Origin of the sequence: Rhizobium sp. 268, assembly GCF_036571585.1 — a bacterium.
In the GTDB taxonomy this organism is placed as follows: Bacteria; Pseudomonadota; Alphaproteobacteria; order Rhizobiales; family Rhizobiaceae; genus Rhizobium; species Rhizobium redzepovicii.
Map to the genome: position 1 here is coordinate 268,516 of NZ_JAPPSO010000007.1, position 13,905 is coordinate 282,420.

Below are 13,905 nucleotides of genomic sequence, written 5' to 3' on the forward strand. Positions count from 1 at the left end.
GATCGCCGCATTTTGTGGCATTCCGCTGAATTGAGGCAAGCGTGAATCACGCTCCTGGATTGACGACATTCCATGGAAGCCGGATTCGCTTGGAACGGTGCGCTGCCTTGAATGGCGCGCGGAAAGCGCAGGAGTGCAGATGAAGAGACGCTATTTCGGTACGGACGGTATTCGCGGCCAATCCAACGTCTTCCCGATGACGCCGGATCTCGCCATGCGGGTCGGCATTGCCGCCGGCACGATCTTCCGCCGCGGCAACCACCGCCACCGCGTCGTCATCGGCAAGGATACGCGCCTTTCCGGTTATATGCTTGAGAACGCCATGGTCGCTGGCTTTACGGCCGCCGGCCTCGACGCCTTCATTCTCGGGCCGATTCCGACGCCTGCCGTCGCCATGCTAACGCGCTCGCTGCGCTGCGATATCGGCGTGATGATCTCGGCGTCGCACAATCCTTACGAGGATAACGGCATCAAGCTCTTCGGCCCTGATGGTTACAAGCTTTCCGACGACCTCGAAGCCGAGATCGAGGATCTGCTCGAAAAGGACCTGAACGCCCAGCTTGCCAAATCCGACGATATCGGCCGCGCCAAACGCGTCGATGGCGTGCATGACCGCTATATCGAACATGCCAAGCGCACGCTGCCGCGCGACGTGACGCTGCAGGGTTTGAGGATCGCGATCGACTGCGCCAATGGTGCCGCCTACAAAGTGGCGCCGGCCGTGCTCTGGGAGCTCGGCGCCGAGGTCGTCACTATCGGCAACGAGCCGAACGGCACCAACATCAATCTCAATTGCGGCTCCACCAGCCCGGTCGCGCTGCAGAAGAAAGTCGACGAAGTGCGCGCCGATATCGGCATCGCGCTCGATGGCGATGCCGACCGCGTCATCATCGTCGATGAAAACGGCTCGATCGTCGACGGCGACCAGTTGATGGCCGTCATCGCCGAGAGCTGGGCCGAGAGCCAGCAGCTGCGCGGCAATGGCATCGTCGCCACCGTGATGTCCAATCTCGGCCTCGAGCGGTTCCTCGACGAGCGCGGCATGGCGCTTGCCCGCACGCGGGTCGGCGACCGCTATGTCGTCGAGCATATGCGCCAGCACAATTACAATGTCGGCGGTGAGCAGTCGGGCCACATCGTGCTCTCGGACTACGGCACGACTGGCGACGGTCTGGTCGCAGCGCTGCAGATCCTGGCCGCGGTCAAGCGGACCGGCCGGACCGTCAGCGAGGTCTGCCGCCGCTTCGAGCCGGTGCCGCAGCTGCTGCGCAATGTCCGCATCAGCGGCGGCAAGCCGCTGGAGGATATCCAGGTGCAGAAGGCGATCGCCGATGCCGAAGCCGAACTGGCCAAAAACGGCCGCCTCGTCATTCGCCCCTCGGGCACCGAGCCGCTGATCCGCGTCATGGCCGAGGGCGACGACCGCGCCCAGATCGAGCGAATCGTCAACGAGCTGATCGGCATGATCTCGAACGTGCGGACTGCCGCCTGATTCTTTGGAGATACATGAGGGCTGGTCGGCGTGCTTGCTCGCGCAGCGTCGTTCGGCGCTACGCTCTACGGCAGAAATCTAGCGCAAGTATAAACCCATCTGCCCTCATTCCTGTGGCCTCAGGCTTCGCCCCAGGGATGTCACAGGAATCCAGCCGCGGCGCGTCGGTGCCGTGAATGACTCCCATGCAAATTAAGGAAGTTTTCCGCGCCCAAGGACTTGGGCGCACTGGATTCCTGTGACGAGCACAGGAAAGAGGGTGGGTGGGGGTTAACGTTCTCGCCAACTTATCACCCGCCAGTGATGCTCACAGTCGTGCCACGGCAAGACAAAGATTGTGGGAGGTGTCGGCTCTTTTGTTAATTCCGTTAACCAGCCAAATCGCCTTCATAAGGGCGTCTCTTCAAAGATTTACCGCGGCAATTCATGTTTCCTCTACCGGAAGCTTCAGGATCTACGGTAAATAATCGTGGTTAAGCAGCTTTTAACGTTTCCCGTTCATTATCCATCCGAAGCGTATCAGTTTGGCAGCGACTTGAGCCTGCCGTCTCAACGAATTTTGGAGTGGGATCCATGAAAAGAAGCTTGTCCGGCATCTTCGCCGCATTGTTGATCGCGACAAACGCCTATTCCGCGGACCTCGCCCCTGCCGAACCGATCCCGGAGCAGCCGCCCGAAGTCACGGTCAGCGAAGCGACCGGCTGGTACCTGCGCGGCGATGTCGGTTATGCCTTCACCGATCTGCGCGGCGCCCGCTATTTCCAGGGCAGCAACGCTACCGAGGTCGATTTCGACGATGCTGACCTCGACGACGCATGGACGATCGGCGGCGGCGTTGGTTATCAGATCAATAGCTATCTGCGCACCGATCTGACCTTCGACTATCTGACGCAGGCTGATTTCAAGGGCTCGACTGTGGGGCAGTGCGGCTTCCCGCTGGTGGATTGCACGTCGACCGACCGCTCTTCGCTGACCGCCTACACGCTGCTTGCCAACGCCTATGTCGATCTCGGCACCTATGGCTATGTCACGCCTTATGTCGGCGCCGGTATCGGTGGTTCCTATGTGAAGTGGAAGAACCTGCGCAACGTCGCCTGCGCCGATGACGGCAGCTTCTGCGACGATCAGGTCACCCATGGCGGCAAGGGCAACTGGCGCTTTACTTACGCCCTCATGGCCGGCGCCTCGGTCGACGTGACCTGCAACTTCAAGGCCGATGTCGGCTACCGCTACCTGCATATCGATGGCGGCAACATGTTCGGCTATGCCGAAAATGGCGGTCCGGGCCGAGACAAGGGCCTCAGCGCCCATGAAGTCCGCGTCGGTGGCCGCTACCTCTTCGGCGGATGCGCCCAGGCGAGCTACGAACCGCCGCCGGAAATTCCGCTGCAGCCGGCGGTCTACAAGTAAGCTCAATTCGCGCCCATCAGAAAAGCCGCCCGCCCGGGCGGCTTTGCTGCGTCAAGCGTGCCTGCGTCAAAATATCCTCTCTCTGCGACACTTCGATCTTGACTAAGACGCCTGCTATCCATACACACGGCGGCGGGACACCCTTCCCCAACGAAGGGCTTTCTATCTGAGAGGATAGCATCATGGCGAAGACCGCAAAGCCGGACATCCGTCCGAATAATACTCATTTTTCTTCTGGCCCCTGCTCGAAGCGTCCCGGTTGGTCGCTAGACGCTCTTTCCGACGCGGCCCTTGGCCGTTCGCACCGCGCGAAAGTCGGCAAGACCAAGCTGAAACAGGCCATCGACCTTACCCGTGAAATTCTCGACGTGCCGGCGGATTACCGCATCGGCATCGTTCCGGCGTCCGATACCGGCGCCGTCGAAATGGCGCTCTGGTCGCTGCTCGGCGAACGCGGCGTCGACATGCTTGCCTGGGAAAGCTTCGGCGCCGGCTGGGTGACCGATGTCGTCAAGCAGCTGAAGCTCAAGGACGTGCGCAAGCTCGAAGCCGGTTACGGCGAGCTTCCCGATCTTTCGACCGTCGATTTCGACCGCGACGTCGTCTTCACCTGGAACGGCACTACCTCGGGTGTACGCGTGCCGAACGCCGATTTCATCCCTGCCGACCGCAAGGGTCTGACGATCTGCGATGCCACCTCGGCCGCTTTCGCGCAGGAACTCGATTTCGCCAAGCTCGATGTCGTCACCTTCTCCTGGCAGAAGGTTCTGGGCGGCGAGGGCGCGCACGGCGTCATCATTCTTTCGCCGCGCGCCGTCGAGCGTCTCACCACCTATACGCCCGACTGGCCGCTGCCGAAGATCTTCCGCATGACCTCGGGCGGCAAGCTGACGGAAGGCATCTTCCAGGGCGAGACGATCAACACGCCGTCGATGCTCTGCGTCGAGGACTATATCGATGCGCTTGTCTGGGCAAAGGGCCTCGGCGGCCTCAAGGCGCTGATTGCGCGCGCCGATGCCAACGCCAAAGTCATCCATGATTTCGTCTTGTCAAACGACTGGATCGCCAATCTCGCCGTCAAGGCGGAAACGGCCTCCAACACCTCCGTCTGCCTGAAGATCGTCGACAAGGACATCGCGGCGCTCGACGAAGACGGCCAGGCGGCTTTCGCCAAGGGCCTGGTCGGCCTGCTGGAAAAGGAAGGCGTTGCCTATGACGTCGGCCATTACCGCGACGCGCCGTCCGGCCTGCGCATCTGGGCCGGCGCCACGATCGAGGCATCCGACATGCAGAAGCTGATGCCCTGGCTTTCCTGGGCCTTCGAAACCCAGAAGGCGCAGCTCGCTCAGGCGGCCGCCTGACGTGATCGCGTCCGACTCCGCCACAGGGCGGAGTGGATCAAAGAATAAGAGCATGATGTCGTCCGAAAACCGCATACACTTTTCGGCATCATGCTCTGGCATCCCTGATTTCATCCATCGCTGAACACTTTTGAAGGAGGCCACAATGGCACCTCGCGTTCTCGTATCCGACGAATTGTCGGAAACCGCCGTCCAGATCTTCCGCGACCGCGGCGTCGAAGTCGATTTCGAACCGCAGCTCGGCAAGGACAAGGACCGTCTGCTCGACGTCATCGGCAAGTATGACGGTCTCGCCATCCGCTCCGCCACCAAGGTGACGGAAAAGATCATCCAGGGAGCGACGAACCTCAAGGTCGTCGGCCGCGCCGGTATCGGCGTCGATAATGTCGATATTCCGGCCGCTTCGCGCCGCGGCATCATCGTCATGAACACGCCGTTCGGCAATTCGATCACCACGGCCGAACACGCGATCGCGCTGATGTTCGCCGTCGCCCGCCAGCTTCCGGCAGCCGATACCTCGACGCAGGCCGGCAAATGGGAGAAGTCGAAATTCATGGGCGTCGAGATCACCGGCAAGACGCTCGGCGTCATCGGCGCCGGCAATATCGGCTCGATCGTCTGCGCCCGCGCCATCGGTCTGAAGATGCATGTCGTTGCCTATGACCCGTTCCTCTCCAAGGAGCGCGCCGAGGAGATGGGCGTCACCAAGGTCGAGCTGGACGAGCTATTCGCTCGGGCCGATTTCATCACGCTGCACGTGCCGATGACCGACAAGACACGCGGCATCCTCAACAAGGAAGCGCTGGCGAAGACCAAGCCGGGTGTGCGCATCATCAACTGCGCCCGCGGCGGCCTGGTCGATGAAGCAGCGCTGGCCGAAGCCATCAAGTCCGGCCACGTCGCGGGTGCCGCCTTCGACGTGTTCGAAGTCGAGCCCGCCAAGGAAAGCCCGCTCTTCGGGCTGCCGAACGTCGTCTGCACGCCGCATCTCGGCGCCTCGACGACCGAGGCGCAGGAAAACGTCGCTCTCCAGGTGGCCGAGCAGATGGCCGATTACCTCGTCAAGGGCGCGGTCTCCAACGCCATCAACATGCCGTCGATCACGGCTGAAGAAGCGCCGATCCTGAAGCCCTTCATCCGCCTTGCTGATGTTCTCGGCGCCTTCGTCGGCCAGGTCACTGAAGAGCCGATCAAGGAAATCGAGATCCTCTATGACGGCATCACTGCCAACATGAACACCCGGGCGCTGACGAGCGCGGTGCTTGCCGGCCTCATCCGCCCGCAGGTCGCCGACGTCAACATGGTTTCGGCGCCGATCATGGTCAAGGAAAAGGGCGTCGTGCTTTCCGAGGTCAAGCGCGACAAGACGGGTGTCTTCGACGGCTATATCAAGCTGACGGTGACGACCGAGAGCATGACGCGTTCGGTCGCCGGCACGGTGTTTTCGGATGGCAAGCCGCGCTTCATCCAGATCAAGGGCATCAACCTCGATGCCGATGTCGGCTCGCATATGATCTACATCACCAACACCGACGTTCCCGGCATGATCGGCTTCATCGGCACGACGCTTGGCGCTGCCGGCGTCAACATCGCCAACTTCCAGCTCGGCCGCGACAAGCAGGGCGGCGACGCCATCGCGCTGCTCTATGTCGACGGCGAGGTGGATGACGCCGTGCTTGGGCAGCTGACCGCCCACCAGGCGATCCGCCAGGCGAAGCTGCTCACCTTCAATATCGACTAATGCATCGGCGGGAAGTGCGCAGCGGTTCCCGGATAACGACATACATAAAACGAAGAGCTAAAAGCGCGTCGCATGAATCAAGTTAACTGCGACGCGCTTTAAGTTTCTTCCTCCCAAGGAAAACAGCAAAAACCCGGCGCTGGACGGCGCCGGGTTTTTGCTGCGTTAGGAATGGAATTCAGTGGTGCTTGCGTCGGCGGACGATCCGGCCGAGGCGGGCGGCATCGTCCTCTGCCTTGGTGCGATGTAGAAAAGCGAGCCGGCTGCCGTCAAAACCCTGGAAGAATTCGTCCCAGGAAATTTCTTCCATCGGCGCCGACGAGAAATCGATGCCGACGGTTTCGCTATCCCGGGCGTCCTTGACACGGGCGGGATGGCCGCCGCGTTCCTCAATCCAGTGTCTGATCCTGCTGTAATCCGCTGTCGTTCCGAACCTGGCCATGAAACCCTCCGCAGTAATTCGATTGCGACATTCACCACCTGCAACGCATGATTGAGCGAAACGTTCCACGGCGTGTAAATTATTCTATCGAATGATTTCCTGGCGAGCCGGCTCCCCCGCTCAAGCATTCGTCATTTTGAGAATGGCGGCCGAACCGTCATAATTCACCTGGGCTGGAAAGGAGGATGTCTATGAAACGCTATTCATTCTCGATAATCGGACTGGCGCTCTTGACCGCCATCATCGCCAATCCGAGCGTCGCATTCGCCTGCAACAAGCTGATCGGTACCTGAGCCGCACCCCCGCTTCCAAGGCGTGGCCAGGCTGCGCCTTGCTTTGCCGGGAATTCCAAAAATTCTCTATCCGAGGCCGCCCCTTGCGTCCCGGTACAATCCTTTCTATATCGGTTGCTCATCGAGAAATGGCGGCCGATCCCGCCTGATATCGGCAAATCCGCCGCAATTGCAGCGCAAGGGCGGATCGTGACCCACGCAGAATTTGGCACCACCGTTGAACACACTGGATTTTGACAAGCAGCCGGAAGAGACCCGTGTCGTCGTCGCCATGTCGGGCGGCGTCGATTCATCCGTCGTCGCCGGCCTTCTCAAACAGCAGGGTTACGACGTGCTCGGCATTACCCTGCAGCTTTACGACCACGGCGCCGCCGTTCACCGCGCCGGCTCGTGCTGCGCCGGCCAGGATATCGACGATGCCCGCCGCGTCTGCGAAACGCTCGGCATCCCGCATTACGTGCTCGATTACGAGAAGCGCTTTCGCGAGACGGTGATCAATCCCTTCGCCGAAAGTTATGTTGCCGGCGAAACGCCGATCCCCTGTGTCTCCTGCAATCAGACCGTCAAGTTCGCCGACCTGCTGGCGACCGCCAAGGAACTCGGCGCCGATGCGCTGGCGACCGGCCACTATATCCGTTCACGGCCGAACCCGTCGCCGGAGCATCCCGGCCGCCGCGCGCTGTACCGCCCGGCCGATGCCGACCGCGACCAGAGCTATTTCCTGTTCGCCACGACGCAGGAACAGATCGACTATCTGCGCTTTCCGCTCGGCGGCCTGCCGAAAGCCGAGACCCGCAGGCTCGCCGAACAGATGGGCCTCGTCGTCGCCAAGAAGGCCGACAGCCAGGACATCTGCTTCGTGCCGCAGGGCAAGTATTCCGACATCATCACCAAGCTGAAGCCGAATGCGGCGCTCGCCGGCGAAATCGTCCATCTCGATGGCCGGATCCTTGGAACCCATGAGGGCATCCTGCACTTCACCATCGGCCAGCGCCGCGGCATCGGCATCGCCACCGGCGAGCCGCTCTACGTCGTCTTTCTCGACGCCCGCTCGCGCCGCGTCATCGTCGGACCGAAGGAGGCGCTGGAAACCCATCGCGTCTACCTGCGCGACGTCAACTGGCTGGGCGACGAGACGCTTGTGCAAGCTGCCTCCGGCAACGGTTTTGCCTGCTACGCCAAGGTCCGCTCGACACGGGCGCCGGCGCCCGCCGTGCTGCATGTCGATGCCACGGGCACCTATGTCGACCTGACGGTCGGAGAGGCGGGCATAGCCCCCGGCCAGGCCTGCGCGCTTTATTCCGCGCCCGGCGACAATGCCCGGGTCTTCGGCGGCGGCTTCATCGACCGCTCCGAGCGCGAACCCTCGGCCGAGGCCTCGCTGAAGGCCCTGCTGGCCAGCCCCGTCGCCGCCTGAAACCAATAGGAGAGGGCGGGCGGAAAAGCCCAGCGTTTTTCTCCATCATGCGCTTGACACAAAGCCGAAGCGCACCTTATAAGCCGCTCATCCCACGAGCCCGCAGCGCTTCGCGAGCAGGTATCGTTTGACCAGTGGCGGAGTAGCTCAGTAGGTCAGAGCAGAGGAATCATAATCCTTGTGTCGGGGGTTCAAATCCCTCCTCCGCTACCACTACAACAGCCGACAATTCCGGCCCCGCAATCCCAGACAGCAGACCCTTGATTTCATACTCGTATGCCTCGCCGGGCACGCGGGGATAGACGACAACGCCCGAAACCACTTCACGGAAAGCTTTCGCCATCTCCGGCGTGGGCTCCGCCTGTCGATCCTTCAGGATTTCCGCGAGGCTTTCGATATCTTCTCTGAACTTGTTGACTGCCCTCGGCTTGATCTCAATCACGTTCGTCGGCGGCTCTTCCGCCGCCAGCTCAGCTTTGAGGCGGGCCCTCTCTGCCTTCAGTCCAGGCAAGATCGCCAGGACGTCGTCCTCGTCGATCGTCCCTTTCGAAACCTGTTCGATAATTCGTGTTATCTGCCCCTGGACGGCCGTCAGCGCTGGTTCCTTCGCGCCGCGGCTGTTGCGGCGCTGTATGGCGATACGCTTGCTCTCGGCCCTGTATTCCTCGACATAGGCGTCAATGATCGAAGTGTCGGCGAACATCTTCCGAAGCCGGTCGATCACGTCACGCTCGATCTTTTCCACATAGTACCGAGCGTTATTCGAGCAACTGCCGGACTCCTTATGGGTGCTGCAGATCACGCGAGGTCCGTTCCGGTCGGCGCCATTGATAACGAGGCTGCCGCCGCATTCGCTACATTTCAAAAGGCCGGACAACAGGCGCTTGTTCTTCTGCACGTGGCGAGCATGGACGCCGCCCCTCGATGCCTTGAGATCCTGGACCGTCTGGAACAGCGCCTCGTCGACGATGCGGAGGTGAGGCGCCTCTATAGTCTCGATCGCGCCGTCGTCGTTCACGCGGGAGATCCGGCGGCCGGTCGACGGGTCTTTGACCATATGCACACGGTTCCAAACGATCTGCCCGGCATACAGGGGGTTCCTAAGGATGCCGTTTCCGCGCTGCCCGTTCCCGTTGATCGTCGAGGCGTTCCACTGTTTTCCTCGAGGAGCTGGAACGCCTTCTCCGTTCAATGCAGCGGCGATGGCCCTCGGCGACATGCCGGCGGAATAGATGCCGAAGATACGCCGCACGACGTCGGCCTCGACTTCGATGATTTCGAGCTCGCCCTTTTTCCCGGTGGCAGGCCGATATCCATAAGCTTTTCCACCAGCGTTGCGTCCAGATCGAACCACGCCAGTCATGCCGCGCTTCACCTTCCGGGCGCCTTCCTCACGTTGCATCTGCCCGACGATGCCATACATGCCGATCTGCACCGTATCCATCAGGCCGCCGTTGACACATTGCATTTCGATGTTGCGGAACTTCAAGACCTTGTGGACATGCGCCAGGTCGGCGATATCGCGCGATACGCGGTCGGTGGATTCGGTGATGAGAATATCAAAGTCGCCGCGCTCGGCGGCAGTCATGAGGTTGGCCAGTCCGGGGCGGCCGAACAATGAAGCGCCTGATTTCGCGCGATCGGAAAACTCCTTGACGATGGTGGCGCCTAACTTGCTGGCGAAGTCATGGCATAGGCTGAATTGGTCTTCGACCGACTTGTCGTTTTGCAAGTCGGTCGAGTAGCGAGCGTAGATCACCGCGCGTTTCATTGTTTTGTAGCCTGCTGTTCCCCTGAAAGGTTTTCATTAGCGGGCTTGGGCGGGATGGCGTCAAGCCGCGCCCGCCGCCTGGCGAGCGCTTTGACGAGTTCGATCAAGGGGGGTTCGGTCGCCACCGGCTAGTTTCCCCCACTATCCACAGGCGCCGCCTCCTCGCCGAGCAACGACCTGAGGAAGACGCGCAACGCGTGCTCACGGCCGATTGTACAGTTGGCGATGCTGTCGAAGACGTTATTGTCGCGCAACGCGATTTCCGCTTTTGCTCGGATATCCACGATCGAACGGCACGGCTCTTTCAACATTGCCGTCTCAGCGTCTTCCTTCGCCTGCCAGAGCTCGTCGTGGTCGCTGCGAGCACCCCGTGTTACTTCGTTGCTAAACTTAGTGTCTGCATCCCGCCAGGCTTGGATGGCCCGCATGATCGGAGGACTGGGTTCGCTGCTGGCGGTCGTGCCGCCCGCGATGATGCGAGCGACGGTCATGGAATATTCGTTGACGGCGCCCATGAAACCCAAGACCAGACCCTTAGGAGTTCGCTTTTCGATCATTCCGAGAACAATGCAGCCGAGCAGGGTCGCGTTGAAATTCGTCGGATGCTTGCCGATGTAGTCGAGGTATTCGCGGGCAAGGTCCCTGCCGGTCGCACGGTCCGCGGAATAATTCGTCGTGCCTCGGTAGGCGCCGGCAGGCTGAATGTCCCAATAGTCGATGCCGCCGCCTTCTTCATTTGTCTTCAGGCGCATGAAGGAAAGCCCGATGGCCGGATGAGGAGACTTAAGCATTGGTGTCGTCCTCCTTGTTCCGGGGCACGTAGGTGCCCAAAACGTCAAAGTGGCTGATGCCCTTAGCAAGATGCGCGACATGGAAATGCGCGATGTTGACAAGGCTGCTGACGCGATCAAGTGGGATATTTCGCTCCCCATCCGGAAGCATGTAGTCGACGTCCTCGACCAGGAGGTTCCGGATGGTGTCTAGCAGCCGTTCAAGATCGGTAAGCTCATAGACCAAGTCGTTCGGTTCAAGCGTTTCAGTCGGCCTCATCGGATTGTCTCCCCTTCGCCAGCGGAATAGAAGGCGTCGCGGACCCGCTGGGCCCGGAAGGAGACGTCGTTCCATGCGAAACTAAGCGTCTCAAGCTGATGTTTCGTCAGCATGATCTTCACTAGCTCGTTGCTGCTGGTTTCCCGTGGCGTCAGTTGATCGTCGAGAAGGTCGGCGAGAATATCGGCCATGTGGTTGAGGCAGCAAATATCATGCTCCAGGTTTCGGAAGGCGCCTATGATTTCGGCGTCGTTGAGAACCGTTTTCGGCATAGCTTCGCCAGCGGCCGGAGTCGTGTTCGGCATTGTCTTTCTCCAAAATGTAGGGGTGGAGATCGGCGCAGTGCGCCGGTCGCTGGTTAGTTGCAGTTCCGGAAGTTACGGACTGCGGTCTTGAGCCGGCGTCGCGCGTTCACCTCATTCTTCTTTGCATAAGCGCGGTTTTGATAGGCGGCGCTGGTGTCGCTCATCATTGCTTGCCAATCGTCACTGTCGCGTTCGACGTGCTCAATCCCTCGCGTTGCCTTCCAGTCGGCGTAAGCTTCGCGCAGCACCTGCTTTTTGGTGGTGGCGCAAACTTCGTACGCGTCGAGTTCGATCGCGCACTTCGCCACGGCCACCATTAGGTGGATTTTGCGGGTGGTAAGTGGTGGTTCCATGTGAACTCCATCGGTTAAGATGGAATGAGCATATTCGTATTCGAATTTCGGTCAACAAAAATATTCGAATACGAATGTCGTTTATTCGAATTCGCTCCCGTCGGAGGGTTCCAGCTGGCTCGGAGCTAGGCGTGCTGTGTACAATAGCGCACATAACTGGACACCTATAATTCGAGCATTATTATCAAGCATCCTGCCTTCGCTATCGACCTCAATTGGAAGCAGATATCGCTTTGCCATCTTTGAGATGGGCCACAAGGCGCCTGCGCCTGCCCCGCTTCTGGCTCTTGAGGGCGCAGACTTATGAAATTCTACGAGGTACAGAGACTCTCTGCCGAGTTCTTTCTTTGCCAGTATCAAAGGGTGCATAGGCCCGATGTCATCGACGCGGTCGCCTGGGCCAAGAGTGGCAATAATTAGGGTTATGGAGTCTGGTTCAGGTGATATCCTGCTGTCCGGCACATAGTCGTAAGCCTTTAATACTCTGTCTTTCCATGCGTCGTGGCAGGGGAACGTCACCTCAAATCCCTGTGACGGCTCGAGGGCGGCGCCGTCTCTAAAGCTTCCAACAAGGGGAGCGCGCGCCATGAAGAGCTTTGGCTCAGGTTGATCAGGGTCGCGTTCCCAGATCAGCCTACCCTCAGTGAACTGGATATTCGGGGCTAATTCAGCGATTTTTTCCAGCGTTTCGAGGCGAGGGACCTCGCGGCCAGCTTCCCATTTCGAAACGCTTCCCTGAGACGCGCCGAGAGCTTGCGCAAATTCAGCTTGGCTCATTTTTAGAGACCGTCGCGCCGAACGGATGGATTGTGCAACGTAAGAATCCAATGGGGCAACTCCTTACTAGATATCCCTTATGAGAGCACATTCTAGCGCGAATACGCTACTTGTTTATTAATTCGTATTCGAATATATTCGCGAATATGAAGCCAATCGAATTTGTCCGAACCAAAGTTTTTCAGCAGACCCAAGCAGCGTTCGCAAAGCTTGCGGGTGTGTCACAGAGCACTGTGTCGAAATGGGAGGCAGGCACTCTGGCTCCATCGCAGGAAGAAATGTCTCGAATCCGTTCGACTGCTATCCGCCTGGCGATCGAGTGGGAGCAAGAAGCGTGGCAGGATGAGTGGTTTTTCGTCGTCCCAAAGGAACTTAGACAATCGAGGGCGACGGCATGAAGAGTTCTACCGAGGAACAAACTGCCGCCTGGGAAACCTATAGGGCGGCCAAAGTGAAGGCGGATGCGTCCCTCGACTTCAGAGACGGACGAATCGCGGCACTGGCCTGGCAGGCCTTCGCCGCCCTCTTCGTCGAGGCGGCATCAGTCGAACCACTTCGCCATCCCAAGGTGACGGTTCTCCCGGGAAGCAAATCGCCCAGTCCGGGAGGGCGACGGTCTTATGAACGATGAGCTCGACGTGCAATGCCTCCCGTACATGCCTCTGCAGATCGAGCGCCTTCGGAAATCGAAGGCTTGGCTCCGCTGCAAACGAAATCCCGAAATCGCCTTCTACATGGTGAACCTTTGGATGCGGGCCTGGCACGAGATCCCCGCCGGCAGCATCGAGGACGATGACGACGTTTTGGCCGATGCCGCCATGTGCTCGCCTGACAAGTGGGAAGAGCTGAAGGACGATATCCTGAGGGGCTGGGATCGCCACGACGGACGCGTGTGGCACAGCACTGTCATAGAGATTGCGACAGAGGCTGTCGGCAAACTCCGCATGAACAAATCGCGCACTGCGGCAGCTCGGGAGGCGCGAGAACTTCAACGTCAGTCTTCTGTGACAGGTACTGTGACAGAGAATGTCACTGACTCTGTAACAGAGCACGAAGGGAAGGGAAGGGAAGGGAAGGGAATAGAAGATAAAACAACATCTGACGATGTTGTTGCCGCCGCTCCTTCGATTTCTCAGGTTTTTGCCTTCGAAACGCAGTCTATCCGGCTCACGACTGCTCAGTTGGAGCAATGGCGGAAGGGATTCCCGCATCTTGCCCTCGAGGCGGAGCTTTTGGCATTGGACGAATGGGCGGGTACCAAAGGCAATCGATGGTTCGCTGCCGTCAGCGGAGCATTGGCGAAAAAAGAACGAGCGGCGGTCGATCGCGTCAGCACTGCCGCAGCGGTTCGCGATCGAGGAGGCGGCCGGCGGCCTGATCCCCGAATATGAAAACCACCGATCAGATCCTCCGAGAACACGGAATCCGGCTCAAGCGCATTGGCGCCGGCAACCAGAAAACAACCTGCCCCAAATGCTCGTCGAACCGGCGCA

At 59.8% G+C, this 13,905-nt stretch carries 14 protein-coding genes and 1 tRNA gene; 8 read left to right on the forward strand and 7 right to left on the reverse strand.

What is annotated here, in order from left to right:
- Positions 1-139: 139 nt before the first annotated feature.
- The 4 genes from glmM (at position 140) to serA (ending at position 6,004) form a co-directional block, all read left to right on the forward strand.
- Positions 140-1,492 (forward strand): phosphoglucosamine mutase, encoded by a 1,353-nt coding sequence (glmM, locus tag OS035_RS16090; protein WP_097629251.1) that lies wholly within the window; start codon positions 140-142, stop codon positions 1,490-1,492.
- Positions 1,493-2,065: 573 nt separating this feature from the next.
- Complete coding sequence (locus OS035_RS16095; RefSeq protein WP_097629252.1) at positions 2,066-2,902, forward strand: outer membrane protein; 837 nt, start codon at positions 2,066-2,068, stop codon at positions 2,900-2,902.
- Between the two features lie 182 nt (positions 2,903-3,084).
- Positions 3,085-4,263, forward strand: a complete 1,179-nt coding sequence (locus OS035_RS16100) for a phosphoserine transaminase (RefSeq protein WP_097629254.1) — start codon at positions 3,085-3,087, stop codon at positions 4,261-4,263.
- Positions 4,264-4,408: 145 nt separating this feature from the next.
- Entirely contained in the window at positions 4,409-6,004 is a 1,596-nt protein-coding gene (gene serA / locus OS035_RS16105) for a phosphoglycerate dehydrogenase (RefSeq protein ID WP_097629255.1), read from the forward strand.
- Positions 6,005-6,182: 178 nt separating this feature from the next.
- Here serA and OS035_RS16110 read toward each other — a convergent pair whose 3' ends face one another.
- On the reverse strand, positions 6,183-6,446 hold the full coding sequence (locus tag OS035_RS16110) for a hypothetical protein (RefSeq protein WP_097629256.1): 264 nt from the start codon (positions 6,444-6,446) through the stop codon (positions 6,183-6,185).
- A 510-nt stretch (positions 6,447-6,956) separates the two neighbouring features.
- Between OS035_RS16110 and mnmA the strand changes: the two genes are divergently transcribed.
- Complete coding sequence (gene mnmA, locus OS035_RS16115; RefSeq protein WP_097629257.1) at positions 6,957-8,156, forward strand: tRNA 2-thiouridine(34) synthase MnmA; 1,200 nt, start codon at positions 6,957-6,959, stop codon at positions 8,154-8,156.
- A gap of 136 nt (positions 8,157-8,292) precedes the next feature.
- Positions 8,293-8,369: transfer RNA gene (locus OS035_RS16120), tRNA-Met, on the forward strand.
- Here OS035_RS16120 and OS035_RS16125 read toward each other — a convergent pair.
- The 6 genes from OS035_RS16125 to OS035_RS16150 form a co-directional block, all read right to left on the reverse strand.
- Positions 8,326-9,927, reverse strand: coding sequence for a recombinase family protein (locus OS035_RS16125; RefSeq protein WP_331813908.1), 1,602 nt, complete (start codon positions 9,925-9,927; stop codon positions 8,326-8,328). The two genes, OS035_RS16120 and OS035_RS16125, sit on opposite strands and share 44 nt — an antisense overlap.
- A 128-nt stretch (positions 9,928-10,055) precedes the next feature.
- Positions 10,056-10,679 (reverse strand): hypothetical protein, encoded by a 624-nt coding sequence (locus tag OS035_RS16130; RefSeq protein WP_331813869.1) that lies wholly within the window; start codon positions 10,677-10,679, stop codon positions 10,056-10,058.
- A gap of 31 nt (positions 10,680-10,710) precedes the next feature.
- A complete protein-coding gene (locus tag OS035_RS16135; protein WP_331813870.1) occupies positions 10,711-10,977 on the reverse strand; it encodes a hypothetical protein in 267 nt (88 codons plus the stop codon).
- A complete protein-coding gene (locus tag OS035_RS16140) occupies positions 10,974-11,282 on the reverse strand; it encodes a hypothetical protein (RefSeq protein WP_331813871.1) in 309 nt (102 codons plus the stop codon). Before OS035_RS16140 ends, OS035_RS16135 begins: the two co-directional genes overlap by 4 nt.
- A 53-nt stretch (positions 11,283-11,335) precedes the next feature.
- On the reverse strand, positions 11,336-11,635 hold the full coding sequence (locus OS035_RS16145) for a hypothetical protein (RefSeq protein WP_331813872.1): 300 nt from the start codon (positions 11,633-11,635) through the stop codon (positions 11,336-11,338).
- Between the two features lie 81 nt (positions 11,636-11,716).
- Positions 11,717-12,463: a helix-turn-helix transcriptional regulator gene (locus OS035_RS16150; RefSeq protein WP_331813873.1), complete on the reverse strand. Its 747-nt coding sequence runs from the start codon at positions 12,461-12,463 to the stop codon at positions 11,717-11,719.
- A 95-nt stretch (positions 12,464-12,558) separates the two neighbouring features.
- On the opposite strand from OS035_RS16150, the gene OS035_RS33585 reads away from it, so the two are divergent.
- Together OS035_RS33585 and OS035_RS16155 are read left to right on the forward strand one after the other, a co-directional pair.
- Complete coding sequence (locus tag OS035_RS33585; protein ID WP_442967701.1) at positions 12,559-12,810, forward strand: helix-turn-helix domain-containing protein; 252 nt, start codon at positions 12,559-12,561, stop codon at positions 12,808-12,810.
- Between the two features lie 222 nt (positions 12,811-13,032).
- Positions 13,033-13,803 carry a DUF1376 domain-containing protein gene (locus tag OS035_RS16155; RefSeq protein ID WP_331813874.1) on the forward strand — a complete coding sequence of 257 codons (771 nt, stop codon included), beginning with the start codon at positions 13,033-13,035 and terminating at the stop codon, positions 13,801-13,803.
- Positions 13,804-13,905 lie beyond the last annotated feature (102 nt).

Bases quoted from the DNA above. Each gene is read 5' to 3' on its own strand.
- OS035_RS16145 (WP_331813872.1), bottom strand. From the start codon at position 11,635: ATGGAACCACCACTTACCACCCGCAAAATCCACCTAATGGTGGCCGTG.
- OS035_RS33585 (WP_442967701.1), top strand. From the start codon at position 12,559: ATGAAGCCAATCGAATTTGTCCGAACCAAAGTTTTTCAGCAGACCCAA.
- OS035_RS16135 (WP_331813870.1), bottom strand. From the start codon at position 10,977: ATGAGGCCGACTGAAACGCTTGAACCGAACGACTTGGTCTATGAGCTT.
- OS035_RS16155 (WP_331813874.1), top strand. From the start codon at position 13,033: ATGAACGATGAGCTCGACGTGCAATGCCTCCCGTACATGCCTCTGCAG.
- OS035_RS16110 (WP_097629256.1), bottom strand. From the start codon at position 6,446: ATGGCCAGGTTCGGAACGACAGCGGATTACAGCAGGATCAGACACTGG.
- OS035_RS16140 (WP_331813871.1), bottom strand. From the start codon at position 11,282: ATGCCGAACACGACTCCGGCCGCTGGCGAAGCTATGCCGAAAACGGTT.
- OS035_RS16095 (WP_097629252.1), top strand. From the start codon at position 2,066: ATGAAAAGAAGCTTGTCCGGCATCTTCGCCGCATTGTTGATCGCGACA.
- glmM (WP_097629251.1), top strand. From the start codon at position 140: ATGAAGAGACGCTATTTCGGTACGGACGGTATTCGCGGCCAATCCAAC.
- OS035_RS16125 (WP_331813908.1), bottom strand. From the start codon at position 9,927: ATGAAACGCGCGGTGATCTACGCTCGCTACTCGACCGACTTGCAAAAC.
- OS035_RS16100 (WP_097629254.1), top strand. From the start codon at position 3,085: ATGGCGAAGACCGCAAAGCCGGACATCCGTCCGAATAATACTCATTTT.
- OS035_RS16130 (WP_331813869.1), bottom strand. From the start codon at position 10,679: ATGCGCCTGAAGACAAATGAAGAAGGCGGCGGCATCGACTATTGGGAC.
- serA (WP_097629255.1), top strand. From the start codon at position 4,409: ATGGCACCTCGCGTTCTCGTATCCGACGAATTGTCGGAAACCGCCGTC.